The sequence below is a fragment of the Patescibacteria group bacterium genome (assembly GCA_026417895.1).
Taxonomy (GTDB): Bacteria; Patescibacteriota; Patescibacteriia; order UBA2591; family CALHIP01; genus CALHIP01.
Genome location: JAOACJ010000003.1, coordinates 12,998 through 38,564 on the forward strand (window position 1 = coordinate 12,998; position 25,567 = coordinate 38,564).

The window sequence follows — 25,567 nt, forward strand, 5'->3', positions numbered from 1 at the left end:
ACAATGTTTAAGTTCTTTAGAAATTTTTTTATTGACTTAAAAGATAAAGAAGATAATTTGATTAAAATTATCAAAAAGCATTTAGACTGGGAGCGAGAATTGATTAGAAAATTGTTTTCTCAGAAGACAAAAGGAATTAAATTTTCTAGTTTAAAAAAATTAAGTTTAAAACAATTAAAATATCTCCCCTCTTTGTTAAGCAAGAAAGAAAAAATTACTCTTGGGGCTCTCTTAATTTTGACCATTTTCAGTCTAAGCATTCTTTTTCTCAGAATTTATCTTCACCTCCCGCTTAAACCAAGCGAGGGCGGAGAATATACCGAAGGGATTATTGGTCAACCAAGTTTAATTAATCCTATCTTTATCTCACCCGATAAAGTAGAAGCTGATGTCGCCAGGCTCGTTTTTTCTGGTCTAATCAAATGGCAAAATGGAGAGGCGGTTCCCGATCTGGCGGAAAAATGGGAGATAGAAAATGAAGGAAAAACTTTTGTTTTTTATCTTAGAAAAAATGTTTTTTGGCATGATGGACAAAAATTTAATGCCGATGACGTTGTCTTTACCTTTCAAGCAATTCAAGATAAAAGAACAAAAAGCCCGTTAAGAGAGAGTTTTCTTAATGTTGAAATACAAAAAATCAATGATGAAATAGTTCGGTTCTCTTTAGAAAAGCCATTTTCTCCGTTTTTAAGTTTTTTAACTTTCGGTGTCTTGCCAAAACATCTTTGGCAGAAGATACCTCCTGAGAATTTTATTTCTCATGAATTGAATTTTTCTCTTATTGGCACCGGGCCGTTTAAATTAAAAAGAATGGTAAAAAATAAACAAGGAGAAATTGAGAGTTTAACTTTAGAAAAAAATAAAAGGTATTATCTTAAATCCCCTTATCTATCAAAGTTAAATTTAAAATTTCTTAGAACAAAAGAAGAGGGGTTAGAAAATTTAAAAACAAAAAAAATTGAAGGCCTTTCTTCTCTAGGGAAAAATCAAATTGAAGAGAGTCTTTTAAAAACGGTAAATTATTATCAATTACCTCTCTCCTATTACACGGCTATTTTTTTCAACCAAAAAAGCGAAGTTCTGTCGAATAAAAAAATTAGAGAAGCCTTGTCTCTTTCTCTAAATAAACAAGAAATTGTGAAAAATTTAAAGAATGTAGAATTAATGGAAGGTGCGCTTATTAACCAAGATTTTAAAATAGAAAAAATTAAAAATTATGAATATAATCCATTGTTAGCAAAAGAAGTTTTAAAAGAAATTGGTTGGCAAAAGAAAGGTCAATGGTTAACTGATAAAAATAATAGGCTTTTGGAAATAAAGTTAATTACCTCAGATCATTTAAGACATAGCGAGATAGCAGAAGTCATCAAAGATTTTTGGCAAGATCTAGGTATAAAAACGGATTTAAAAATTTTTTCTAAAGATGATCTTCTTGAAGAAATCAAAAAAAGAAATTATGATGCTCTTTTATATAGTCTAATCGAGGGTTATGATCCTGATCCATTTTCTCTCTGGCATTCGTCTCAAATTGAAAGTGGACTCAATCTTTCTAATTTCAAAAATATAAAAGTTGATGCTCTTTTAGAAAAAGCAAGAATAGTTTTTGATAAAAGCGAAAGAAAAAAATATTATACTGAGTTTCAAGAAATAATTTCTAAAGAAATACCAGTTATTTTTCTTTATCAAAAGAGATTAGACTATTTTCTTGATCAAAAAATAAAAGGATTTAAGTCCCAAAATTTAATTTTTCCCTCTGATCGTTTTAATAATATTGAAAATTGGTATATTTATACAAAAAGAAGTAAAAAATAAAAACTTTAACTGCATTAACTTTTTGAGCCGATGTGGTGAAATTGGTAAACACGCACGGTTCAGAGCCGTGTGCCGCAAGGCTTGTGGGTTCGAATCCCACCATCGGCACCAGGTGAAATTTAAAAAGGCGAGTAGCCATTATTTCACCTTTTTTTAAGTTTGGCTAAGAGTCGCCTCTTTGAAAATTTATAAATTATTTTCTTTAATGGCTTGACGGATTATTTTTATCAAATCAAAATAAAATTTTAAATTATGAATGCTGGCTAAACGCAAGGCCAATGGTTCTTGGGTAATAAATAAATGACGCAAATAAGCCCGTGAATAATTTCGACAGGTCTCACAACGACAATTTTCGTCAATCGGTCTAAAATCTTTTTGATATTGAGTATTACGTAAATTTAATTCTTCATAAAATTTTGAATTTTGAATTGACTTTTTGAATTTTGAATTTTGAATTTTGAATTTGTAAATTTTAGCGTGCCTCGCTTCTCTTGTCGGAATAACACAGTCAAACATATCAATCCCTATTTTGACAGCTTGAACTATTTGTTCTGGTTTACCAACCCCCATTAAATATCTTGGTCTATTTTCGGGTAAAAGAGGTGCTAAATAATCTAAAATTTGCCACATTTTGTTCACTGGCTCGCCAACAGCTAAACCACCAACGGCATAACCGTCAAAGCCGATATTTAAAATTTCTTGGGCACTTTTCAAGCGTAAATCTTTAAAAATTGAACCTTGAATTATTCCGAATAAAAGAGGTTTTTTAATTTTGAATTCTGAATTTGTTTTTCGATCAAAAAATTTTTTACCCCTTTTTGCCCATAAAGTTGTCCGTTCTACCGCTTGTTCGGCTTCTTTTTTTGTACACGGCCAACCAACACACTCATCTAAGGACATTAAAATGTCCGAACCTAAATCAAGTTGAATTTGAATGGCTTTTTCCGGAGTTAAAAAAATTTTTCGACCATCAATTTCGGAAGAAAATTCTACACCATCATTTGTGATATTTCTCATTTTGGCCAAAGAAAAGACTTGAAAACCACCAGAGTCAGTTAGAATTGGTTGCGACCAATTCATAAAGTAATGCAGGCTACCAATTTTTTTAATAATTTTTTCGCCGGGCTGTAAAAATAAATGATAGGTATTAGATAAAATCATTTCTATCCCTATTTCTTTTAGTTCTTCAGAGGTTAAATTTTTTACTGCTGCCCGCGTGGCGATCGGCATGAAAATCGGTGTCTGAACAAAACCGTGAGCGGTTTCTAATTTCCCTGTTCTTGCCATTGACCTTTTTGATTTCTTAGTTATGATAAAAGACATAAAATAATGAAAAAAATAGAAAAATTTATTCTCTCTCAAAATTGGATAAAAGCTGATTTAATCACCTATTTGAGATTTTTCATCTTTGCTCCTTTGGTCATTTTCCTCTCTTTAATAAAATGGTATGCAACGGCGCTTATTTTTTATCTAATGGGTCTATTGACTGATGCTTTGGACGGCTATGTGGCTCGACTAAAAAATCAAGTCAAAGAAAAGGGGACAATTTTAGATGCTAGTGCTGATAAAATTTTTATTATTATCCCCTTTTTAATTTTAGGTTTCAGGTTTTTAAATCTAACCTTTGTCATTTTAGTTGTGGTTTTAGAAATTATCCACGTCCTAGTTGTCCTTTTCAGCCGCTTTCTTCGTCTTCCTTTAAAAACTGCAGCTAATTTTCCTAATCGAATTAAAATGTGGTTCCTTGGTTTAGGGCTTGGTTTTCTTCTTCTCGCTCCTTTTTCCCTCGCTTTTCTCTCTTCAACCTTTCTTCATTTAGCCATTGTTTCGTCATTTACTGGTACTTCTTTACAGATTGGTAAAATACTGAAAAATTGATTACGATAAAATTATCTTTCTTTTTTGCCTAAAACGAGAAATAGTTTTTCTCTTTCAATCTCTATTTCTTTTTTTTGTTTATTTAACAGTTTTTCCCTTCTTTCTATCTTGCTGGCCAGTGTCTGTTTTTTAAGGATGGCTAAATTTTTTTCGATAATTTTTGTCAATTTTTTTGAATCTGTTTGATAATAAATCTTGACTTTATCTTTGAGGGTCAATTTTTTCTCTTTTCGCCAAAAATTAATTTGTCGTACCAATTCTCTCAGCACCCCTTCTTCTCGGAGTTGGGGTGTTAAGGTAAAATCAAGTTCTACTGATTTTTCGGTCGTTGGTTGATAGATAATTTTTTTAATATTTAATTCATCCAAGATGATCTGTTCCAAATTTCTCTCTAATTTCTTGAGTTGAGGAAATTTAATGGTAATTTTATTCAATGGCTGACGAAGAGGAATTTTGTTTTTCGCTCGTTGTTCAAGACCAAGGTGGGTAATTTCCCTAATTATTTTCATTTGATCAATAATTTTTTGTTGAAACCAGTCTTGGCGCAGAGAGGGCCAATTTTCTAAATGGACAGATGTGGCTGGTCCTTTTATTGTTTGATAAATATACTCGGCTAAAAAGGGAGTAAAAGGAGCTAATATTTTAGCTAGATTAAGGATGATGTATCTCAAAGTTTTTAAGGCTGTTAATTTTATCTTTCTTTTTTCACTTTTAAATCTTTCACGGCTTCGCCGTAAATACCAAGTCGATAGTTCATCAATAAAATTAGCTAGAGAGCGGGCGGCATTGGTAATCTCATATCGCTCTAAACAATCACTAACATCTTTAATTAAAAGATTAAATTTAGCAACAATCCAGCGATCAAGAACATGAACAAGATCTTGAGTAGTAAGATTAGTAATTTTTATTTTCCCTCTATACATCTCGTAAAAAGAAACAACATTCCACAAAATCAAAAAAACTTTTTTCATCACCTCCTCAACTTGTTTTTCAGAAAAACATTTTGCTTCACCGGGCTGGTTAATGGTATAAAAATAAAAACGTAAAGTATCAGCCCCATATTGATTAATAATTTTTTCTGGTTCAACAACATTACCTCTCGATTTACTCATTTTTTCTCCTTTCTCATCTAAAACTAATCCATGGCAAATAACGTTTTTGTAGGCTGGTCCTTTTTCTAATAAAGTGGAAATGGCTAAAAGAGTATAAAACCAACCGCGGGTTTGATCTATACCTTCAGCGATATAGTCGGCCGGAAAAACTTCATTTTTTTCATATCTTTTTTTATTTTCAAAAGGATAATGGTGTTGGGCAAAAGGCATGGCCCCGGAGTCAAACCAGCAATCAATAACTTCCGGCACTCTTTTCATTTTTCCACCGCATTTTTCACACTGGAAGACAAATTCATCAATATAGGGCCGATGTGGATCTTGTACTTTGCGACCACTTAATTTTTCTAATTCTTCAAACGAACCAATCACTTTGGTATTATCGCATTTTTGAGATTCGAAATTCGAGGTTTGAGATTTACCAGTTTGGCACTGCCAAACTGGTAAAGGTGTTCCCCAGTATCTTTCTCTTGATAAAGCCCAATCTTTCACTTCCTTAAGCCAAACACCGAAACGTCCTTCTTTGATAAAAGAGGGAACCCAGTTTATTTTTTCATTGTTTTTAATCAATTCTTCTTTTATCTTCGGCTCACTCATTCTAATAAACCATGATTTTTTCGCGTAATATAAAAGTGACGAATCGCAACGCCAACAAAATGGATAATCATGATGAATTTTTTCTAATTTCCATAAAATATTTCTCTTTTTTAAATCATCAATCACATCTTTGTCTGCCTCTTTAACAAACTTCCCTTCACCAATAATTCCTTTAGCCATATTTCCATCAGGATTGACAGTCATTAAGATGGGAAAGGTAGGTAAATTTTGAATTTTGAATCTTGAATTTTGAATTTTAATCACTTCCATATCTTCTTCACCGAAAGCTGGAGCAATATGGACAATACCCGTTCCGTCTTCCATTGAAACAAACTCGCCAGAGATAACTTCATAAATCCGTCCTTCAACTTGAGCAGGATAAAGTCCTTCATATTTTTGACCAATTAAATCTTTACCTTGATATTTTTCAACAATTTCAAAGTTTTCTAAAACATTAAGTCGTGGTTCAGCCAAGATAAAATATTCATCATTAACTTTTACTTTAACATAAGTCGCTCCTGGATGAATGGCTAAAGCAACGTTGCCTGGCAATGTCCAAGGCGTGGTCGTCCAGACAAAAAAATAAGTATTGGGGTCATCAATTTTTTTAAATTTAAGATAAAGAGAAATGTCTTCAACATTTTCATAACCCAGAGCTACTTCATGGGAAGAAAGGGTCGTCCCACAACGCGGACAATGAGGAACAACTTTGTAATCTTGATAAAGTAAACCCTTTTGCCAAATCTGTTTTAGAATCCACCAAACTGTTTCAATATAATAATTCTCATAAGTAATGTAAGCATTTTTGTAATCCAGCCAAAAGGCAATTCTTTCAGAAAAATTTTCCCATTCTTTTTTATATTGCCAAACCGATTCTTTACATTTCTTATTAAACTTAGCAATACCATATTTTTCAATCTCCGGTTTTCCGCGCAAGCCCAATTTTTTTTCCATCTCCAATTCGACTGGTAAACCATGCGTATCCCAACCAGCCTTTCTTTCAACATAATAACCTTTCATTGTCTTATAACGACAAATGATATCTTTGAAAATTCGAGATAAAACATGATGAATACCAGGTAGGGCATTGGCGGTTGGGGGGCCTTCAAAAAAGACAAACGGTCTTCCCCTTTTTGTCTTCTTTAAAGTTTTTTCAAAAATTTTACTTCTTCGCCAGAAGGCTAAGATTTTCTTTTCAATTTGTGGAAGGTTAATAGACATATCTTTGTAAGATTATTTTAAATTTTTTCTTTCCGTTAATTTTGCAAAGCAAAATTTTGATGGTTTCTGTTTGGGAAGAAATTTATGTGCAGAAATTAATAATTTTTATGAACAGATGGTTTTTATTATATCAAGAAGTATCAAATTAGCAAGTCAAGGCCCTTATCTTATCACCAAAAAACAACTTAAAAACGATTCTAAATTTTAGAATCGTTCACTAATCTCGACGGTCATCGTATTCAATGGAACAACATCTTGAAGTAAGATAATTCAAATAAACCAACTTATTACTGTCTTATAAATTACCACGATCGTTATAAAATGTAAGACGTTCATTCTCGATAATGGAACTAAGGGGTTGGTTTTATAATTTAAACCAGCCCATTTTTTATGCCGAGATCTCTAAAGAGATTGGCGGGATAGTGAGATAAGATAGAATAAATTGTTTTAAGATATTTTCTGTCGATTTTTTTGTTTTTTAAAATATATTGTTTAAAAAGTCGTTCTGACCTCCAAGCAACATATTGCTTTATGGTGTTTAAATCAAAAACAATGTTTTTTTTCTTTTGTAAATTTAATTTATTTAATTTGGCAGAAATAATTTCTAAATAATTTTTATGGTCAGAAGACAGGGGGGGGTTTTTAAATTTACATAGATTCCAAATACTTGAACTGTTAATAATTTCTTTCAGAAAGTTGGATAATTCTTGCCATCTTTCTCTTTTTATTGATCTAAGCCTTGATAATAATTTTAATTTTTTGTATAAAGAAAATTTATTGATTAAATTTTTATATTCGATTGTTTCAAAGAATAAATGACTTAATTCATGAAGTATTAACTTCCAAATAGAATTAATATTTTTCCCCCCTCGATCCAATGATCCGAGAACTAAAATTATTTTATTTTCACCGACAGTAACTCCTCCTTGCCAGTAAATTTCAGATGGCATAATTATGAGATAAATTATTACCATATTTTTTATTGTACAATTGGCGCCATAAAATACACTCAGTTTATTAAGAAGAGAAGAAAGATGTTTTTTTATTAGAGGGTACGATTTTTTTAGAATTTTATAATTCTCTTCTAACGAATAATAATATTTCCCCCAAAATTTCTCAAAACGAGGCTGGAAAATTTCAAAAATATTTTTTAAATTATCGGTTAATTGCTCTAATTGAAGTTTTGTAAATCTTTGATAAATCAGACGCCAAATTTTTGATGGTTGATTAATAGGCTTTAAAAAACACTCTCTTAAAGCATTGGGATGTCTTTTCTTTTTTATTTCTTTTGCTATTTTTTTATATTTTTTTAAAGCCTCCTTTTCTTTCTTAGTCAAGTGGCCAAATTGTTTTATATTTTCTTTGTTATATTCATGGAAAACAGTTTTTCTGTAACCAGCGAAGTTATCGATCAAAAAAAAGAAGTTAGTCCATTTACTGACGATAAATTTTAATTTAATTTGTCTCATTTTATAATAATTACAACATTATCAAAAATATAATTTTTTATTTTTAAAAAATATCAATTATTCTGAAAAGTTGATCGCCATTTTCTTCAATAGAAAGTTTTTATTTTCTTCTCGCCACTATTTCCACAATGTAATGAAAATGAGAAATTGGTTTTTTGTCTTTGATTTTTCTTTCTTGATAAAATAATATCTCAAATCCTGTTTGGAAATATTTCTTCAACTCATTTTTTTTGAAAAAATGCCACCAGTGAGGTGGTTTTTTACTCCAAAAAGTATTTTCTTCTATTGGTTGATGTTTCTTTTTAAATTTTTTAAAAGAAGAATCTTTAACTGTAAAGGCAGAAATAATAAATATACCATTTTTAATTAAACTATTTTTAATTTTTTCAATTATTTTCTGAAATTCTGATTTTTTAATAAAATTTAAAGATTGTCTGGCTAAAATCAAGGAGTATTTATTTGGAATAAATTTAAATTTTTTAAAATCAAGACATTTTGCTTTGATCGACAGTTTATTTTTCTGGATAATTCTTTTTATTTCGCTGATAGAATTTTTATCAATATCAATCGCCTCAACTCCAAAACCATTTTTTGCTAAGAAAAAACTATCTCCTCCTCGACCTGCCCCCAGATCTAAAGTAAAGCCTTTAGGTATTTGATTAAGAAATTTTAATATTAAATAATAAGGTTTAATCATTTTCGAATTTTTAAAAATTTTATTTTTTATTCCACTACCCCCCTGCCTTTTGCCCAATCATCAAATTCTAAATTAGTGTCAAGAGGGTTGGCTTCTGTATAAATTTTTGCCCCAGTAAAAGCATCTTCGGCTTGGAAGGTCGTTTTTTCTAATAAGGTCAAAATTTTGCCTCGATCATCTTCATTTGGCGTTAAACCAATTTTAAAACTTGCCTCTAAAAAAGAATATGGTCCGCCGGCGTATGATGGAATCGAATCAATCTGCCAGATAATTTTTCTAGAAAAATTATCAAAAGAAAGATAGCCAACAGAGACCCTTTCTTCATTTAACCAATTAACTTTAGAAGGTAAAATGGTTTCAATCTTGATGTTTTTAATTTCATTTGTTGTATTAACTGGTCGTAAAAAAATAAAATAAGCAGTGGTTTCGCCGACGCGAGGCGGCAGCGGGCCACTCCCAATTTTTAAACCTTCATCGCTAAAATATCTTGCTTCGGTTTCGATTTTAACCCGACTGTTAATTTTTAATTTAATTTTATTGGCTTCGGTCTGAAACACGATGGTTTGTCGCCGGAATAAATTGGCTTCACTGACAAAAGAGACGTCAAGATAGGGATTAATTGGTTTATTTTTAGAAACCTCTTCATAAGATTTAAGCTTTAAAGAAAAAATTATTTCTCCCTCTTGGCCGGCCTCAATGCCTTCTAGGTCTTTAATTTGGCTTTTATCCCAGATTAGACATTTTTTTTCCCCTTGTTCAATTTTCCATTGATTACTGTCAATTTTTTTCTCAGCTGATTGCCAGGTCCAAAAAAGAGAAGAAAGTTTCTCAAGGTTTAAAAGTTCGACTTGATTAAAACAAAGTTTAAAAAGAGGGTCAAAAAACTTTTCTTCGCTGATATTTCTATAACTTAAATTAAAAGCAACCATCTCACCAAAATTAGCGCTCTGCTCTTCGTTAAAGGTTTGATTAATCCTTAACCCAGTGACGAAGCCTGGTTGAATGACTTTTAGAATAAATTCTTTTTCTTTTTGGAGATAATTTTTCCCGGCCTGAACAAGAATAATGATAACTCTAAATTTCCTCTCTTCTTCTTGTTGACGAGAAAAAAATCCCTTGAAGTCAAATTTTTTTTCTTCCCCTACTTCAAAAGTTGCCAACCACCATTTTTCTTTATTCTCTGAGATAGAGATCTCTGGCTCAGAAAAAGAAAGAGAAAAATCTTCTGGAGAGATAAGAATAATTTTTGTCTCAACTTTTTCCTGGCCGTTATTTTTAATAGTCAATCTAAATTCACCCTCCTCGCCTCTCATCAACTCGGTTGGATTAAAAATTTCCCAATCAAAAGGATAAGCTGTTAAAATAAATTCGCTTGAAGTTTCTTTTTTAAACCAAGAAGAAAAATTTGCTAACTGAAAAGTTAAAGTAGAAGAAAAAATTTTCTTCTCGCCTGGCTGGCCGAATATTTTCCCTTCGATTTTTATTTCTTTTTGTTCATTTTTTTTTATTTTTTCAAGATTAATCAAGCAACCGATCGGTAAAGTTTCATGACAAAGGGGTTCAATATTTTTTAAAAAAAAGTCTTCTTGCGGAAAATTAATCATCAATTCGGCATTAATTAAATCAGAATTTTCATAATTTTTAATCATAACTGACCAATGAAAATTTTGACCAATAACCACTGTTTCTGGTCTTTCAATTCTTAAGTCAACACTTTTCTCTTTTTGAGAAAGTTGAAAGCGGGAAATAAAAAAATAAACCAGAATGCTAAAGAAAATGATTGTCAAAACAAAAAAAGAAATAAGAAAAAATTGCCTTTTTGATTTTTGACTTTCTGGTTGAAAATTTTTTCTAAAATAAGAAAATCTGTTCAGGCTGTCAACATTCATAAACGAGACTTACAAAACTAACGCAAGTTGAAAAATAAAGATTTAATTTCTATTCTAATTATAAGCTAGAAATTTTATCTCTTCTTTTCAAAATTTTCTATGGCTCTAACCACTTCTGAATCGGATTTTAAATCTTCAACGAAAATAATATGTTCTTTATTAATTCGCATCTCGTCTTCGGGACCGTGTGGCTCCTGGCCCAATTTAACGATCGAGAGTTGAGGCGAACCATCTTGCCCCTCTGACTGTTTTTGAGCAAACTGAAGATAATAAACTTTTTTCAAAACTAAAACATCTTTTGTTTCTTTAGCGATCAAACCGAAATAAGCCTGACCGTTTGACAAAAAAACCGCCTGCCAGCTATTTTTTTTACCTCTTAAGCCGGAAAAAACAGAAGAATTTTCCAAAATCAAGACTCCTAATAAAATAACTAAAATCAGCAGAATGAAGAGTTTAAAGATTTTAAATGGTTGAAGCTTCTCTTTAAAGACAGAAATTTTTTTTAATTTTTCCAGAAAGCCCGATGATACCTCATTCTCTAAATGAGAAATTTTTGATTCTTGATAATTTTCTTTTTCAATCATAAAATTAATGGTTATTTATTGAAAGAAATTAAACTTTGATAGGTTTTCAGTGTTTCTTCAGCAGTCCTTTCCCATCGATATTCTTGTGCCTTTAAGAAAGCTCTCTTTCTCAACCTCTGCTGTTTTTCCTCATCAACTAATAAATCAATTAATGCTTGAGTAATTTCAGAAATACGGTAAGGATTAACAAAAACAGCATTGCCTTCACCAACAATTTCTGGTAGTGAGGAGAGTTGGCTGGTAATAACCGGCACCCCTTTAGCCATTGCTTCAATAACTGGTAGGCCAAAACCTTCATAAAGAGACGGAAAAATAAAAACTTTTGCCCCTTCCAATAAAGCATTTACATCTTCGGCTGGAATATAACCGGTCAGAATAATATCTTTTTTATAGAGAGATTTTTTAACCTTAGATTTTATCTTACTCTTAGCTGAACCGGCCTTGCCAATGAGAACTAATTGAATATCTTGAAAATTTGGGGGGAATTTTCCTGGTGTCTTTTTAACCTTTTCCTTAAAAGACTCGAAAGAAGAAATAAGACGACAGATATTTTTCCTCGTCTCAAGGGGTGAAAGAAAAAGAAAGTAATCATTTTTGATCTTATACTTCTCTTTTGCTTTCTGAACAGCTTCTTGTCCTAATTTCTGGAAAAATCTCTGATCAAGTCCGTGATAAATAACATTAATTTTTTCTGAAGGAATTTTTAAAATTTCTTCTAAATCTCTCTTTGTCGAGTGTGAAACGGTAATAATTTTTTCGACGCGAGGAAGAAACGACAAAAGCTCTTTTTCTTTTTTTTCAACATCTTTTTTAGAAAATAAATTTGGCAGTCTCAAAAAAGCAAGGTCATGGACAGTAACAACTGTTTTAATATCCAATTTTTGGGGTGAATGTGGAACGGTTGGAAGATGAAAAAGGTCAAGTCGTTCTTTTTTTAAAATTGCCTCAAAAAGATAAAGAGAGATTGGTTTAATGATATATTTTTTGTAAAGAAAAAAGGGATAAAAAACAAATTTTACATTCTTTTGGCTAAATTTTTTTATTTTTTTCTTTTTAATCCGATGGTCAAAAAATAAAACATATTCGTTTTGCTGATCAATTTTTAAAAGGTGTCTTAATAATTGATAAACATAGTGTCCAACGCCACCCGCCTCTCCTTTTTCTGGATTTAAAATTGTGCGACAATCAATACCGATTCTCATAAAATGATTTTTATAAGAGATTTTTATTTATTATACTACTTCCGCAAAAAGGGGGAAATGATATAATTGTGGAAAACAGCTTTTTTGATGATGTCTTGTTTATGAAATTAATTACTATCAATAAAAAAGCATATCATAATTATGAAATCTTGGAAACCTATGAAGCAGGTATTGTTCTAACCGGTCCAGAGGTGAAATCGGTTAAAGCCGGGAAAATTGATCTGACAGGTAGTTATGTTACCCTTGACAAAAGCAGTATTCCTTGGTTAACTAATCTTAACATTGCTCCTTATCCACCAGCCAAAGGTGATCAAGAAAATTATCAACCATCGAGACCACGAAAATTACTCCTTAAGAAAAAAGAGATTGCCTCTTTGATTGGTAAGACAAAAATGAAGGGCTTGACAATAATACCTTTAAAAGTGTATAATAAACATGGTTTTATTAAAATTGAAATTGGTTTAGGGCGAGGTAAGAAAAAGTTCGACAAGCGAGAGGAGATAAAGAAAAGAGAATTGGAAAGAAAAATTAAAGAAGAATTAAAATATAAAATCTAAAGAAAGTAATGACGGGGATGTAATAAAATCGAAAGGAAAGGAAACTGTAGAATGGCTTTCCGGTTGAGAGCGCCGAGAATGTTCTCGTCAATTATAGATGCCAATCAATATGCTTATGCGGTTGCTTAAAAATTAAGTAACCGACTTTGATCTAAAATTTCTGCTATTAGGTCAAAGTATTAAATCAAGTTCCGCTAAAAATAAAGAGCGGAGCAAGCAGAATTGGACATTTTGACTGTCTGAGTCAAAATGTCGACAAGAATCAGACTAGGTTTCGGAAGGTTTTGTCTGGTTTTCACTTCCGAACTAAAGAGATAACCAGACTATGAAAGTAGAAGTTCTCAGTTTTCTTCTCCTTGACGTGGGTGAGAAGCCCGCCATCTCCACCACATATTTTGTTAAAATAATTTAAAAATATTTTTTAATTTTTTATTTGTATTTTTAATTTTACTTGTAGTGAAGTATTATCGTCTAAACAACCAAATTACGGCACCGAAAGTACGCCTCATCGACGAGGAAGGTAAACATTTAGGTGTTTTTAGTATCGAAGAGGCGCGGCGTTTATCTCAACAAAAAAATCTTGATTTAGTAGAAATTTCACCAAAAGAAACGCCGCCAGTTGTTAGAATTGTTGACTTTGGTAAGTTCCTTTATGAAACAAAGAAAAAAGAAAGAAGTATCAAAAAGAGAAAACAGGAAATTAAAGGATTAAGACTTTCTTTAAGAGTAGGCAGACATGACTTAGAGGTAAAGAAAAAGCAGGTTTTGAAATTTTTAGAGGCTGGTCAAAGGGTAAAAATTGAACTGGTTTTAAGGGGCCGAGAAAAGACTCATTTTGATTTGGCCAAAAAAATTATTGATGAATTTATTAAAGGTTTAGGAGAAATTAAAATTGAACAACCGCTTGTTAGACAAGGTGACCGATTGACCGTTCTTATTTCTCGCTAATTTTCAATAAAATTTACCATTAATTTTACAAATGTATTTGCAGAAATTCTTCTCTGCTATTCATACTTATCACGACATATGAAAACTTATCAATCAATCGCTAAAAGATTTAAATTAACTAAAAGGGGTAAAATTGTCCATAAAAGTACTGGCCTTGATCATTTTCGAACAAAAAAAAGAGGAAAATATATCTTAGTTAAAAGAAAAAGAAAAAAAATTTCACCAGTTTATAAAAAAACTATTTTAAAGATCATGAAAATGAAATAGTGCGAAAGGGTTGGTTATCGGTTTTTTTACCTTACTCTTATTTTTAATAAAATTAATTAATAGATAAAACTTAACCAAAGATTATAAACATGGCGAGGGTTAAACGAGGAAAAAGTCATCTTAAAAAAAGAAAAAGACTCTTAAAAAGAGTTAAGGGTTATCGTTGGGGAAGAAAAAGGTTGATTAAATTAGCTAAAGTGGCTGCTCTAAAAGCAGGTGTTTATGCCTATCGTGATCGAAAAAGAAAAAAAAGAGAATTTAGAAAACTCTGGCAGATCAAAATCAATGCCGCTTGTCGAGAATTGGGTTTAACCTACTCTAAATTTATTGCTTTACTTAAAAAGGCAAAAATTGAATTGGATAGAAAAATTTTGGCTCAACTAGCTGAATTTTATCCGGAAATTTTTAAAAAGATTGTTGAAGAAATAAAAAAATAAAAATTTTTTGGGCCCGTGGTGTAGTCAGGTTTAACACGTCGCCCTGTCACGGCGAAGATCGCCGGTTCAAATCCGGTCGGGCCCGTTTTTTTATTGTCATCCAACCACCGAAAAAGACAGTGATAAAAATCAATAGACTGATTATTTGTCCAAATCTTAAATCAAAAATTATCGGTTGTGGATCAATTCGTAAAAATTCAATAAAAAAGCGAAAGGTGGAATAAAAAAGAGCCAAGGAAATAAAAGTTGAACCACTGATTTGGCTTTTTTTTATTCTCAAAATTAAAAACAAAAAGACAAAAAGACAAAAAATTGACTCAATAAAAAATAAAGGCTGAAAAAAATCATAGCGCTCAAAACCAGGTAAACGATTCTCTAGACTAATCGGGATTCTCAAAAAAGAATCGGTTGGCAAACCATAGATTTCTTGGTTGAAATAATTGCCCCAACGAATAATGGCGATACCTAAAGCAACGGCTGGCGAAAATAGATCAAGTAAAGTCCAAAGATTAAAATGATATTTTCGACTATAAAAATATAAAAATAAAAAGCCAAAAATCATGGCGCCAAAAATTCCCAAGCCCCCTTGCCAGAAAAATAAAATTTCTAAAGGATTCTGCCAATAATAATTGATCTCTAAAATAACATGATACAAACGGGCGCCAATTAAACTAAAAATAAAAAGCCAAAAAATTAAATTAATTATTATTTCTTTTTTTATGCCCTTCTCTTCAGCTAATTTAAGAGTAAGAAAAAATCCTAACCAGAAAGCTAAAAAAATAAAAAAGCCATACCAGTAAATCGTCAATGACCCAATGCGCAAGAGAACAGGATTTGGTAAGTAAGAATGAAAAAACATATTTAAATTATATCACTTTCAAAAATAAAATCCCCATTCTTCTGCCTGCCAGCGTAAGGCCTACTTCGCACACGGCGAATCAACCTTAACTTTGGCTACTTCCTGGTAAGGAGGGCTCCCAGTTTCGCCACTGACAGGCAGAAGAATGAAGACAGTTTTTTATTATGAAAATAATAGCAATTTTTAAAAATTTTGTCAAGGGTCTTGACAAAAAAATAAAAAATGTTATCTTAAATTAAGATGAAAAATAATCAAATTAAAAATTTTATTATTTTTGGTCTTTCTTTGGGCTGCTTTGTCCCCCTATTATTTTTTTTACCGAAAGCCGCTCAAGCCATCACCACTGCCACTTTAAGAATTGCTCACAATGACGGGGTCCAGTGTTATCTTAATAATCTTGAAGTTATTAACACCCTTAGCGAACCACAAACGCATCGTTATTGGAATAAAGAAATTAATGTAAAAAACTATCTTCAGAGTGGTCGCAATCTCTTAGCCTGTCGGGTCAGTAATGGTGATGGTAATCCAGGAACAGGTATTGGTTATTTTGATCTCGAATTGAAAGTTGATTCCCAGACGATCATCGCTAGTCGAAGCGGTGATTGGAAATATTTTGGTCAAAGTGGTAAAACTACTCCACCATCGATTGATAGTTATGGCCGAACCTGGTTTCATCCTTATTATGACGACAGCTCTTGGCGTACTGGTTCAACTCCATTTGGTGGATGGGGAGCGTCAATCTTGGGTCAAGCTCCTGATGATGGTTGGTTTCGTAAATCCTTTACTATTTCTTTTGACGAATCAATCTCACAAAATTGTCCTCGTTTTACCGATCGTCTAACTTGTCTTAATTATGGTTGCTGGTGGTATAATTCCGCCTGTTTCAATAACCCACCGCCCATCAATTGTGCTCAATTCAATAATGAAACAACGTGTTTCAACCGTGGTTGTTGGTGGCATGGCACAGAATGTTCTAACAGCCCTCGGCCACCAGAAAAAATTGGTTTTAGTCCCTTTGGTTGTATTAGACCAACAATTCATCGTTTTGGTCAATATAAAGATCTCTCACGCGGCCCATATCAAATTACCCTAGAAGATTATCAACCGTTAATTACTGGCCTAGTAAAATATGGAAATCGGGTTGAGATTTATGTTGATAATCAATCAATTGGCAAAGCAGTGGTCAAGGAAGGAGAGGATTCGGGCATTGCAAATTTTTATTTTAAACCAAAAGGAACAATTGTTCCATCTACGGATCAACTAAACTTTCATCGTTTAAAAATCGTAGCTGTCAATCCGCTTGACCAAAGTCTTTGTGCTAACGAGTTGGTGAGTTTTAGAATTAAACCGTATCCTGCTCCCATCATTCATCGTTTAGGAGAAATCCCTTATGTGATGCGAGCCAATAAATTAACGATTAAAACTAAAAATCCTTTAGTTACCGGTCTCGTTAAAAGCGGCTCGGTGGTCGAAGTTTTTGTTGATAATCAATCGGTTGGTCAAGCAAAAATTCAAAAGGGAAAAGAAATGGACAATTTTTATCTTACTCTTCCAACTTTGTCTTTAGGCCAACACAGCTTATACGCCATTGCTAAAAAGGCCGGTGCCGAATCAATTGTTTCAGCCCCTTCACAAATTTTTGAGTTTACGGTGAGAGAATAATTTTTTGAAAAATAAAAAGATGAATTGATTAATCATTTTTTATTTTAGCTAAAATTTTTATTTTTTTTCTTTTGATAATCTTCAATTGCTGCCCGAAGTGCCTGTTCAGCCAAAACCGAACAATGAATTTTCTGGGGCGGCAAACCACCGGCTTGTTCAGCCACGGCTTGATTAGATATTTTTAAAGCTTCATCTAAAGTTTTTCCTTTAATCATTTCCGTCAAAATTGAACTGGTGGCAATAGCGGCGGCACAGCCAAAGGTCATAAAACTTGCCTCGGTAATTACATTATCCTTAACCTTGATGAAAAGTTTCATGACGTCGCCACAGGCTTTATTACCTACTTCACCTACCCCATCAGCCTCTTTCATTTCGCCAAAATTACGAGGTTTGCGAAAATGGTCCATTATTTTATCACTATAGTAAGCCATATAAAGATTAGTTATTAGTTATTAGTTATTTGGTTATTTGGTTATTGGTTATTGGTTAATTTTTTTATAAAAAGGAGAGATTGAACGCAATTTTTTTATTATCTGGGGGAAAATTTTCAAAAAATAATTAATCTCTCTCTCTTTAGTAAACCGGCCTAAGGTTAGACGTAAAGAAGAATGCGCTTCTGCATCGGAAAGCCCGATCGCTTTTAAAACATGTGATGGGCGAAGACTTTTCGATGAACAGGCTGAACCAGTTGAGGCAGCGATACCAACCTCATTTAAGGCAAGAACCATTGCTTCGCCCTCAACACCCTCAATGGAAAAATTAAGATTATTTGGCAGGCGTAGATGGGGATGGCCATTAAGACGAACATCTTTAATTTTTTCAAAAATACCCTTGATCATTTTTTCTTTTAACTGGATTAATTTTTGATATTCTTCATTCATTGTCTCTCGGGCCAATTCAACGGCTTTGGCAAAGCCAACAATGCCGGCAACGTTTTCGGTCCCAGAACGAATTCCTTGTTCATGTCCACCACCATGTAAGAGTGGTTCAATTTTTACGCCCCGACGAAGATAGAGTAGTCCAATACCCTTTGGTCCATATAATTTGTGGGCTGAGGCAGAAAGTAAATCAACTCCCAACTCATCAACATTAATTGGTAGGTGACCAAAACTTTGAACAGCGTCCGTATGAAAGTAAATTGGTATTTTGATACCTATTTCATACCTTCTGGCTCTAATTTTCTTAACTATTTTCCCAATTTCTGCAATCGGCTGAATCGTTCCGATTTCATTATTAGCCTGCATTATTGAAATTAAAATTGTTTCATTAGTGATGGCTTTTTCGACTTCATTGAGATTAACCAAGCCATTCCTATCCACTGGCAGATAAGTAATTTTAAACCCTCTTTTTTCTAACCAATGACAAGGCTCTAAAACGGCGTGATGTTCAATTTGTGAAGTAATAATATGCTGACCAAATTTTTCGTTGGCTAAAGCCACTCCTTTAATGGCTAAATTATTGGACTCAGTCCCACCACTAGTAAAAATAATTTCCTCTTTTTTAGCGCTAATAAAATTAGCTATTATTTCGCGGGATTTTTCAATGGCCTCCTTAGCTTCTTGTCCTAATAAATAAATAGTTGAAGCGTTACCATATTTTTTTTTCAAATACGGCAACATTGCGACCAAAACTCTCTTATCTAGTGGTGTAGTTGCCGCATTATCGAAATAAACTTTTATTTTCATAAAACAAAATTTGAAAGCTTATATTTTTCTATTTTATCCTCTTTCTTTTTAAAAGTCAAGATGATATAATATAAAATAAATAGATGAAAAACCCTCCACAAACTTTAAAAATTATTCCCTTAGGCGGTTCAGAAGAGGTTGGCAAAAACTGCACCGTTTTTGAATACGGCCAAGAAATCATTGTTCTCGACCTCGGACTTGATTTTCCAACCGAAGAGACACCAGGTGTTGATTATATTATTCCTGATGTTAGTTATTTGAAAAAAAATAAAGAAAAAATAAAAGCTATTGTCATTAGTCACGGTCATCTTGACCACATTGGCGCTATTCCTTATATAATTTCTGAGATTGGCTATCCACCCATTTACGGCCTGCCCCTTACTATTGGATTAATTGGTGAACGCTTAGAAGAGTTTAATTTAGAAAAGAAAGTAAGGTTAAAGAGAGTTAACCTTGATTCAGTTTTAGAATTTAAAAACTTCCGCCTTTCTTTTTTCCATGTTAATCATAATATTCCTGATTCGATGGGTATTGTTTTTGAAACACCGGTTGGCAAAGTTGTCCACACCGGTGATTTTAAAATTGATTTAACACCAACGGATCAAAAACCAATTGATTTAGAAAAAATTAAAAATCTAGGTAAACAAGAAATCTTGGTTCTTCTTTCTGACAGTGTCAACGCCGCCGAGCCTGGCAAAACCGTTTCCGAACAACAAGTCGCAACAATGATTGATAACCTTTTTTCGAAAATCAAGGGCCGGATTATTTTTACTACCTTCTCCACCCTTATCACTCGTATCCAAGAATTAATCAAGGTGGCAGAAAAATATGGTCGGCGGGTCGTCATCGCTGGTCTAGCTATGGAGAAAACTTGTCGGGTTGCCATTGAGCTTGGTTATTTAAAAGTCAAACCAGAAACTTTAATTTGGCCCCATCAAATGAAAAAAATTTCGCCGGAAAAAATTGTTGTCCTTGCTTCCGGCTCACAGGGAATGGAAAATTCCGCCCTCTCTCGCATTTCTATTGGCAAACATCGTTTTGTTAAAATTAAAAAGGGCGATACGGTTATTTTTTCTTCTTCGCCAATTCCTGGTAATGAAAGGGCTATTCATGATTTAATGAATAACCTTGTTGATCACGGCGCCAAAGTAATCTACGAACCACTTTTTGGTATTCATGCCTCTGGTCATGCTCAACGGGATGACTTGAGGTTGATTCTTTCTTTAATTAAACCTCGATATTTTGTCCCAGCTTATGGTGAACATTATATGCAAGTTGCTCATGCGGAAATCGCTCAGGAAGTTGGTTTGTCTCCAGAAAATATTTTTATTTTAAATAATGGTGATTGTTTAGAAATCGATCAAAATAAAATTGCTCGCCTCATTAAAAACAAAGCACCAAATGAGGCTATTCTGGTTGACGGTCTGGGAGTTGGCGATATTAAACATGTCGTCTTACGCGATCGCAAAACTTTGTCAAAGGCCGGAATTTTTGTTATTATCTTATTAACTGAGAGAAAAAGAAAGATTATTAATCATTTAGAAGTTGTCTCGCGAGGTTTTGTTTTTCTCAAAGAATCAGAAAAATTAATTAAAGAAACAAAAAATAAAATCAAAAAAATTACCAAAAAATATCTCAAATCGCAAGCAAAAATTATTGATTGGGAGCCATTAAAAAATAAACTTCGCAATCAGATCGGCGATTTCCTTTTTTCCAAAACTGGTCGCCGACCAATGATTTTGCCTATAGTGATTGAGATATAATTTATTATTATTGAATAAAAACTTATGCCTCGTGTTTTTTCTGGTATGCGGCCAAGTGGTGAGTTGCATTTAGGCAACTACCTCGGCGCATTAAAAAATTGGCTAGCTCTACAGAATCAATATGAGTGTCTTTTTTGTATTGTTGATTATCATGCCATTACCACTCCTTTTGAACCAAAAAAAATGAAAAAGAAGATTTTTGATTTAGCCGTCAGTTATTTAGCCGCTGGTCTCGACCCAAAAAAATCAATTATTTTTATCCAATCAGAAGTTCCGGAAGTAACAGAATTGGCCTGGATTTTCAACAGCATCACACCGATTGGCGAATTAAAAAGAATGACCCAATTTAAAGAAAAATCAAAGCAACACCCCGAATCGGTAAATATCGGTCTACTTGATTATCCAGTTTTAATGGCGGCTGATATTTTACTTTATAAGGCAGAATTAGTGCCAGTTGGCGAAGACCAAGTTCAACACGTAGAATTAACACGGACCATTGCGAGAAAATTCAACAAAATCTTTGGCCCAACCTTTCCTGAACCAAAAGTAGTTCTTACTAAGGCGCCGCGAGTAATGAGTTTAAAGGATCCAACAAAAAAAATGAGTAAGACTGGTGATGAGGGTATTGCTTTAGTTGATCCACCAGAAATAATCTGGAAAAAACTTTCTATTGCTGTTACTGACCCGGCCAGAAAAAGAAGAACAGACCCTGGCGAGCCCAAAAAATGTAATCTTTATAGTTTGCACGAATTATTTACTGAGGAAAAAATAAAAAGAGAGATGGCTAAAAAATGCCGCACCGCTCAAGTCGGTTGTTTAGAATGTAAAAAAATTTTGGCTGAAAACATTGCCAAAGAATTAGCGCCATTTAGAAAAAAATATCTCGAATTATCGAAAAATCAAGGCCTAATAAATAAAATTTTAGCTGACGGTGCTCAACGAGCTAAGAAAATTGCTTCGGAAACACTCAATGAAGTTAAGAAAAAAATCGGTTTGAGATAAATGAGATAAAAAAAGAAATTAAATAACAAAAAGATCGCCAAAAATATGGCGATCTTTTTTATACTATCTATATTGATCTTTTTATCAATCTTTTATCCCTTCAAAAGTTTCTCAATTAAGTCACGAAATTCTTTTTCTTCTTTTGGCAAACCTGCCGCACCCTCTCTTTCATAAGCATTGCCAATCCGATAATAACGACAGCCAAAAACAAAGGTTGGGATCGAACCATAAGGATTAAATTCTTGAAAAACATTCATCTCTGTCTCGGGGACTGAACCTTCCTTTTGCGGAGTTAAAGTGTCATCTTCTTGGCCTTTATCTAGTTGCCAGTGATAGGCAATGATTTTTTTCTTTTGAACATACTCTTTTGCCACCTTATCAAAGGTTTCTTTTATCCATTGACAATGAGGACACCAACTAGTGGTAAAAAGTCTGACAATTGGTTTACCGTCTTTCTTACAAACTGGTTTGCCGGTATCAATAAAGGAACCGACTGGTGTTCCTGAAGGTTCTTGTGGTGTGGGTTGGTTTGGTGTTTCACTTAAAGCACCAGTTGCTTTATTTTCTAAAGCCATATCCGCTCTCATCTTATTCATTACTGTATAGGAATAAACCAGACTCAGGGTAGCAAAAAGAGCAATTCCGGTAATAATACCGAAAATAAAAGTCGTTTTTGGCGAAACAACTTCCCAAAATTTCTTTTTTGTTTGTTCTCCGTTCATAAAGTTAAAGTTAATAAATTAAAGAAGATTTTATTCTAACATTAATAAAAAATTTGTCAAGTTCTCTGAAGTTGTATTTTCTGTCCTAACCAATGATAAGCAACCTCACGAAATTTTGGTGTTAAATCAGAAACGAAAAATTGATGATTGTGGCTTTTGACTATTTTTTTTTCAATCTCTGAATTTTTTTCTAAAAATTCTTTTAATTTGAAAATTACTTCCTCTCCCGGATCAACGAGTCTGACTTGCCGGCCGATTTTTAATTGAATCTGGTGGCGCAGTAGAGGATAATGAGTACAGGCCATAATTAAAGTATCAATTTGCGCCATCTTTAATGGATGAAGATAAGATTTAATAATCCTTTTTGTCTCGGCTTTTTTCAGCCAACCTTCTTCAACTAAGGGAACAAGCAGCGGGGCAGCTTGGGAGAAAACTTTAAGAGCTGAATTCTTCTCCTGAATTAACTTTTCATAAATTCGAGAATTAACCGTGGCTCGAGTGCCGATGACGCCAATTCTTTTGTTTCTTGTTATTTTGACGGCTTTTTCGACAGCTGGTGTTACAACTTCAAAAATTGGTAGTGAAAAATTCTTTTTTAAATTTTCATAAGCCACGGCTGAAACGGTATTACAAGCCACAACGATAATCTTGGCCCCTTTTTTAATTAAAAAATCAGCTGCTTCTCGGGCATACTTTTCAATTACTTCTTTACCCCGACCACCATAGGGCGTACGAGCCGTATCACCAAAATATAGAATTTGATATTCGGGTAAAATTTCAAATATCTTCTTAACAACTGTTAAGCCGCCAATACCTGAATCAAAAACACCAATCATAAAAATGACCTCATCAGATTCTAATTTCAAAATCTTCGATTTTTAAATTTTCTTTACTAAACATTAGAATAATTAGAAATTAAACTGTTTTAAAATTAAATTGAATCCTTCATTCTTTTTAACCACTTCTCCATTTTTTTCCTATTTGAGGATATCTTTCTAATTTTTTTCTAAAAATTTCTTCAATTTCTCTCATCCTTTTTTCATTTGTTGCTTCAAAGCCCAAAACTAGAACCGGTAAATTAGAAGAGGCGCGCACCAACCCCCAACCATCATCAAATTCAACTCGTACTCCGTTAATGGTAATTAATTTTTCTTTACCAAATTCTTCTTCAAAATCTTTAGTCAATTTTTCAATTATCTGATATTTAATCTCATCAGGACAGTCAACATGCCAATTTGGCGAATTTACATAACGACGAGCCGGAGCAACTAATTCAGAAATTTTTTTCTTTTCCTCTGATAGATATTCTAACAATTTAAGGGCAGCGTAAATGGCATCATCATAACTGTAATAATCTTCTCGAAAAAAAATATGACCACTCCGTTCACCAGCTAAAGCCGCATCAACTTCTTGAGCTTTCTGTTTAATATAAGAATGTCCAACTTTCCACATTACTGGCACACCTCCATGAGCCTTAATATCTTCAGCTAAAGCCCGAGTTGATTTAACGTCAAAAACAATTTTTGCGCCCGGTCTTTTTTTTAGGACGAGACGAGAAAGTAGAATCAAAATTTGATCTGGCCAAACAGGTTCTCCATTTTCATCGACACAACCCAAACGATCGCCATCACCATCGAAGGCCATTCCTAAATCGGCTTTCACTTCTCGCACTTTTCTAGCTAATGCCTCTAAACTTGCAACAAGGGTTGGGTTTGGCTCATGATGAGGAAAGGAAAAGTCTAAATCACAATATTGTTCGATAACCTCACAGCCGGCTTCTTTTAAAATTGGCGGAACGATCGGTCCAGCCGTCCCATTGCCAGCATCAACAACCACTTTTAAAGGTCTTTTAATCTTGATTTTTTTTAACACATAATTTTTGTAATCTTCATTAATTTTCTCATATTTCTTAATCTGACCCACTCTTTGAATAAAATCTCCTCTCTCGATAATCTGACGAAGTTCTTCAATTCCTTCCGGCAGTAAAGTAGTAGAAAAACCATAGCCCAACTTAAAACCACTCCAACCGTTCGGATTATGTGAGGCAGTAACCATGGCCACGCCTTTAATTTTAAGATGATATTGAGCAAAGTATAAAATCGGGGTTAGTGTCATGCCCACGTCAGTAATATTAACACCAGTTGACACTAGACCACTTACAAAAAAATTTTTTAATCTCTCAGAATATTCACGAGCATCATAACCAACAACTACTTCCCTGATATTTTTTTGATCCAGAAAAGTACCAAAACCTTGACCAATAATTTTAACCGTTTCTTCATTTAAATCTTTATCAACTCGACCTCGAATGTCATATTCGCGAAAAATTGTTGGGTTGATTTGAGACATTTTTGTGATTAAATTTTTTTAATTATCTCTCTTGTCTTTTTCCCTAGAAAAGTTTGGGCTAAAAAATTTTTAATCTCTTCACTCGTCGGCGTTGATTCTTTCTTTAAACCTTCGAGCTGTTTCGAAAAAAATTCTCGCAGATTACTGATAATTCTTGAGTAAGGCAGAAAAGTGGCTCTTCCAGTTTGAGAAAATTTCTCTAGCTGAAGATTCATTTGTTCTAAAAATTCATAAAGAATAGCGTTGATTAATTCATCTTTTTGAAAACTTTCGTCTTTTTTAAGTTCTTCAACTCTTGTTGTATGACTCAAATAATGAAAAAAGCGATTGATCGTTTCTAAGCCAGCTATTTTGGGCAGAGTTAAAACAAACCTCAAAGCCTCAGGATTATTTTTTCTTATTTCTGGAGGAATCTCTAGTGGGACAGGGTTACTGTTTTTAAAACATTCAAACTTTTCTTCTAGCACCGTTTCTTTACTATTTAGTGTCAAATCAATAGCTAATAAAATGTCTTTTTCTTCACCAAGATAAATAATTAAATCAACACCGTTCTGGTCGTCACGAGGATCGCTTAACCAAATTTTGGCATTTTCACCAAAAAATTTTTTCGCTGCCAAAATTTCAGCTAAAACATTTTCCCATTCTTTACCTACTTTCCATTCGCCAGTTCCTATTTTCTCCCACCGAATCCTTCCCCAACAACTTAATGTTCTTTTTGTCTGTTCTGAATAATTTAAAAAGGAAATAATCATTTTTCTTTTTTCTCGATTTTCCATCATTTCTTGATAGACCTCTTGAGTCTGTCGAAAAATATTAGGAAAGATTTTCTCTTTTTCTAATTCCATAATATTGGCAAGT

Annotated in this window: 22 protein-coding genes, 2 tRNA genes and 1 other RNA gene; 12 read left to right on the forward strand and 13 right to left on the reverse strand. The window is 33.1% G+C overall.

The features are described from left to right. Window positions 1–3: 3 nt before the first annotated feature. Complete coding sequence (locus N2259_00535; protein ID MCX7778722.1) at window positions 4–1,812, forward strand: ABC transporter substrate-binding protein; 1,809 nt, start codon at window positions 4–6, stop codon at window positions 1,810–1,812. Between the two features lie 26 nt (window positions 1,813–1,838). Next, window positions 1,839–1,923: transfer RNA gene (locus N2259_00540), tRNA-Leu, on the forward strand. Window positions 1,924–1,998: 75 nt separating this feature from the next. On the opposite strand, the gene tgt is transcribed toward N2259_00540, so the two are convergent. Continuing rightward, window positions 1,999–3,135, reverse strand: coding sequence for a tRNA guanosine(34) transglycosylase Tgt (tgt, locus tag N2259_00545; protein ID MCX7778723.1), 1,137 nt, complete (start codon window positions 3,133–3,135; stop codon window positions 1,999–2,001). A 6-nt stretch (window positions 3,136–3,141) separates the two neighbouring features. On the opposite strand from tgt, the gene N2259_00550 reads away from it, so the two are divergent. Further along, a complete protein-coding gene (locus tag N2259_00550) occupies window positions 3,142–3,690 on the forward strand; it encodes a CDP-alcohol phosphatidyltransferase family protein (GenBank protein MCX7778724.1) in 549 nt (182 codons plus the stop codon). 11 nt (window positions 3,691–3,701) lie between these two features. Here the strand turns inward: N2259_00550 and ileS are convergent, their stop codons facing one another. From ileS to N2259_00580, 6 genes are all read right to left on the reverse strand, one after another. Further along, window positions 3,702–6,617 carry an isoleucine--tRNA ligase gene (gene ileS / locus N2259_00555; GenBank protein ID MCX7778725.1) on the reverse strand — a complete coding sequence of 972 codons (2,916 nt, stop codon included), beginning with the start codon at window positions 6,615–6,617 and terminating at the stop codon, window positions 3,702–3,704. Window positions 6,618–6,988: 371 nt separating this feature from the next. Further along, window positions 6,989–8,086, reverse strand: coding sequence for a hypothetical protein (locus N2259_00560; protein MCX7778726.1), 1,098 nt, complete (start codon window positions 8,084–8,086; stop codon window positions 6,989–6,991). Between the two features lie 100 nt (window positions 8,087–8,186). Next, window positions 8,187–8,783 (reverse strand): methyltransferase domain-containing protein, encoded by a 597-nt coding sequence (locus N2259_00565; protein ID MCX7778727.1) that lies wholly within the window; start codon window positions 8,781–8,783, stop codon window positions 8,187–8,189. A 26-nt stretch (window positions 8,784–8,809) separates the two neighbouring features. Further along, window positions 8,810–10,672: a hypothetical protein gene (locus tag N2259_00570; GenBank protein MCX7778728.1), complete on the reverse strand. Its 1,863-nt coding sequence runs from the start codon at window positions 10,670–10,672 to the stop codon at window positions 8,810–8,812. 74 nt (window positions 10,673–10,746) lie between these two features. Continuing rightward, window positions 10,747–11,256: a hypothetical protein gene (locus N2259_00575; GenBank protein MCX7778729.1), complete on the reverse strand. Its 510-nt coding sequence runs from the start codon at window positions 11,254–11,256 to the stop codon at window positions 10,747–10,749. An 11-nt stretch (window positions 11,257–11,267) separates the two neighbouring features. After that, complete coding sequence (locus tag N2259_00580) at window positions 11,268–12,458, reverse strand: glycosyltransferase family 4 protein (protein ID MCX7778730.1); 1,191 nt, start codon at window positions 12,456–12,458, stop codon at window positions 11,268–11,270. A 101-nt stretch (window positions 12,459–12,559) separates the two neighbouring features. On the opposite strand from N2259_00580, the gene smpB reads away from it, so the two are divergent. The 7 genes from smpB (at window position 12,560) to N2259_00615 (ending at window position 17,188) form a co-directional block, all read left to right on the forward strand. Further along, a complete protein-coding gene (gene smpB / locus N2259_00585; protein MCX7778731.1) occupies window positions 12,560–13,015 on the forward strand; it encodes an SsrA-binding protein SmpB in 456 nt (151 codons plus the stop codon). Between the two features lie 13 nt (window positions 13,016–13,028). Next, window positions 13,029–13,404: a transfer-messenger RNA gene (ssrA, locus tag N2259_00590) on the forward strand. Window positions 13,405–13,471: 67 nt separating this feature from the next. Further along, window positions 13,472–13,963, forward strand: a complete 492-nt coding sequence (gene infC / locus N2259_00595) for a translation initiation factor IF-3 (GenBank protein MCX7778732.1) — start codon at window positions 13,472–13,474, stop codon at window positions 13,961–13,963. A 78-nt stretch (window positions 13,964–14,041) separates the two neighbouring features. Beyond that, a complete protein-coding gene (locus N2259_00600) occupies window positions 14,042–14,230 on the forward strand; it encodes a 50S ribosomal protein L35 (protein MCX7778733.1) in 189 nt (62 codons plus the stop codon). 89 nt (window positions 14,231–14,319) lie between these two features. Next, a complete protein-coding gene (gene rplT / locus N2259_00605) occupies window positions 14,320–14,667 on the forward strand; it encodes a 50S ribosomal protein L20 (protein ID MCX7778734.1) in 348 nt (115 codons plus the stop codon). A gap of 9 nt (window positions 14,668–14,676) precedes the next feature. Next, a tRNA-Asp gene (locus tag N2259_00610) sits at window positions 14,677–14,752 on the forward strand. A 1,014-nt stretch (window positions 14,753–15,766) separates the two neighbouring features. Continuing rightward, window positions 15,767–17,188, forward strand: coding sequence for a hypothetical protein (locus tag N2259_00615; GenBank protein ID MCX7778735.1), 1,422 nt, complete (start codon window positions 15,767–15,769; stop codon window positions 17,186–17,188). A 44-nt stretch (window positions 17,189–17,232) separates the two neighbouring features. On the opposite strand, the gene nifU is transcribed toward N2259_00615, so the two are convergent. Beyond that, window positions 17,233–17,619 (reverse strand): Fe-S cluster assembly scaffold protein NifU, encoded by a 387-nt coding sequence (nifU, locus tag N2259_00620; protein MCX7778736.1) that lies wholly within the window; start codon window positions 17,617–17,619, stop codon window positions 17,233–17,235. Window positions 17,620–17,667: 48 nt separating this feature from the next. Then, window positions 17,668–18,873 carry a cysteine desulfurase NifS gene (gene nifS, locus N2259_00625; GenBank protein MCX7778737.1) on the reverse strand — a complete coding sequence of 402 codons (1,206 nt, stop codon included), beginning with the start codon at window positions 18,871–18,873 and terminating at the stop codon, window positions 17,668–17,670. Between the two features lie 83 nt (window positions 18,874–18,956). On the opposite strand from nifS, the gene N2259_00630 reads away from it, so the two are divergent. Both N2259_00630 and trpS read left to right on the forward strand, forming a co-directional pair. Next, window positions 18,957–20,636, forward strand: a complete 1,680-nt coding sequence (locus N2259_00630) for a ribonuclease J (GenBank protein MCX7778738.1) — start codon at window positions 18,957–18,959, stop codon at window positions 20,634–20,636. Window positions 20,637–20,660: 24 nt separating this feature from the next. Further along, complete coding sequence (trpS, locus tag N2259_00635) at window positions 20,661–21,638, forward strand: tryptophan--tRNA ligase (protein ID MCX7778739.1); 978 nt, start codon at window positions 20,661–20,663, stop codon at window positions 21,636–21,638. Window positions 21,639–21,730: 92 nt separating this feature from the next. Here the strand turns inward: trpS and N2259_00640 are convergent, their stop codons facing one another. From N2259_00640 to N2259_00655, 4 genes are all read right to left on the reverse strand, one after another. Then, entirely contained in the window at window positions 21,731–22,360 is a 630-nt protein-coding gene (locus N2259_00640) for a thioredoxin family protein (protein ID MCX7778740.1), read from the reverse strand. A gap of 56 nt (window positions 22,361–22,416) precedes the next feature. Continuing rightward, window positions 22,417–23,196 carry a glutamate racemase gene (gene murI / locus N2259_00645; GenBank protein MCX7778741.1) on the reverse strand — a complete coding sequence of 260 codons (780 nt, stop codon included), beginning with the start codon at window positions 23,194–23,196 and terminating at the stop codon, window positions 22,417–22,419. A 118-nt stretch (window positions 23,197–23,314) separates the two neighbouring features. After that, a complete protein-coding gene (locus N2259_00650; GenBank protein MCX7778742.1) occupies window positions 23,315–24,709 on the reverse strand; it encodes a phosphomannomutase/phosphoglucomutase in 1,395 nt (464 codons plus the stop codon). 8 nt (window positions 24,710–24,717) lie between these two features. Continuing rightward, window positions 24,718–25,554: a hypothetical protein gene (locus N2259_00655; protein ID MCX7778743.1), complete on the reverse strand. Its 837-nt coding sequence runs from the start codon at window positions 25,552–25,554 to the stop codon at window positions 24,718–24,720. Window positions 25,555–25,567 lie beyond the last annotated feature (13 nt).

Bases quoted from the DNA above. Each gene is read 5' to 3' on its own strand.
- N2259_00535 (MCX7778722.1), top strand. From the start codon at position 4: ATGTTTAAGTTCTTTAGAAATTTTTTTATTGACTTAAAAGATAAAGAA.
- tgt (MCX7778723.1), bottom strand. From the start codon at position 3,135: ATGTCTTTTATCATAACTAAGAAATCAAAAAGGTCAATGGCAAGAACA.
- N2259_00550 (MCX7778724.1), top strand. From the start codon at position 3,142: ATGAAAAAAATAGAAAAATTTATTCTCTCTCAAAATTGGATAAAAGCT.
- ileS (MCX7778725.1), bottom strand. From the start codon at position 6,617: ATGTCTATTAACCTTCCACAAATTGAAAAGAAAATCTTAGCCTTCTGG.
- N2259_00560 (MCX7778726.1), bottom strand. From the start codon at position 8,086: ATGAGACAAATTAAATTAAAATTTATCGTCAGTAAATGGACTAACTTC.
- N2259_00565 (MCX7778727.1), bottom strand. From the start codon at position 8,783: ATGATTAAACCTTATTATTTAATATTAAAATTTCTTAATCAAATACCT.
- N2259_00570 (MCX7778728.1), bottom strand. From the start codon at position 10,672: ATGAATGTTGACAGCCTGAACAGATTTTCTTATTTTAGAAAAAATTTT.
- N2259_00575 (MCX7778729.1), bottom strand. From the start codon at position 11,256: ATGATTGAAAAAGAAAATTATCAAGAATCAAAAATTTCTCATTTAGAG.
- N2259_00580 (MCX7778730.1), bottom strand. From the start codon at position 12,458: ATGAGAATCGGTATTGATTGTCGCACAATTTTAAATCCAGAAAAAGGA.
- smpB (MCX7778731.1), top strand. From the start codon at position 12,560: ATGAAATTAATTACTATCAATAAAAAAGCATATCATAATTATGAAATC.
- N2259_00600 (MCX7778733.1), top strand. From the start codon at position 14,042: ATGAAAACTTATCAATCAATCGCTAAAAGATTTAAATTAACTAAAAGG.
- rplT (MCX7778734.1), top strand. From the start codon at position 14,320: ATGGCGAGGGTTAAACGAGGAAAAAGTCATCTTAAAAAAAGAAAAAGA.
- N2259_00615 (MCX7778735.1), top strand. From the start codon at position 15,767: ATGAAAAATAATCAAATTAAAAATTTTATTATTTTTGGTCTTTCTTTG.
- nifU (MCX7778736.1), bottom strand. From the start codon at position 17,619: ATGGCTTACTATAGTGATAAAATAATGGACCATTTTCGCAAACCTCGT.
- nifS (MCX7778737.1), bottom strand. From the start codon at position 18,873: ATGAAAATAAAAGTTTATTTCGATAATGCGGCAACTACACCACTAGAT.
- N2259_00630 (MCX7778738.1), top strand. From the start codon at position 18,957: ATGAAAAACCCTCCACAAACTTTAAAAATTATTCCCTTAGGCGGTTCA.
- trpS (MCX7778739.1), top strand. From the start codon at position 20,661: ATGCCTCGTGTTTTTTCTGGTATGCGGCCAAGTGGTGAGTTGCATTTA.
- N2259_00640 (MCX7778740.1), bottom strand. From the start codon at position 22,360: ATGAACGGAGAACAAACAAAAAAGAAATTTTGGGAAGTTGTTTCGCCA.
- murI (MCX7778741.1), bottom strand. From the start codon at position 23,196: ATGATTGGTGTTTTTGATTCAGGTATTGGCGGCTTAACAGTTGTTAAG.
- N2259_00650 (MCX7778742.1), bottom strand. From the start codon at position 24,709: ATGTCTCAAATCAACCCAACAATTTTTCGCGAATATGACATTCGAGGT.
- N2259_00655 (MCX7778743.1), bottom strand. From the start codon at position 25,554: ATGGAATTAGAAAAAGAGAAAATCTTTCCTAATATTTTTCGACAGACT.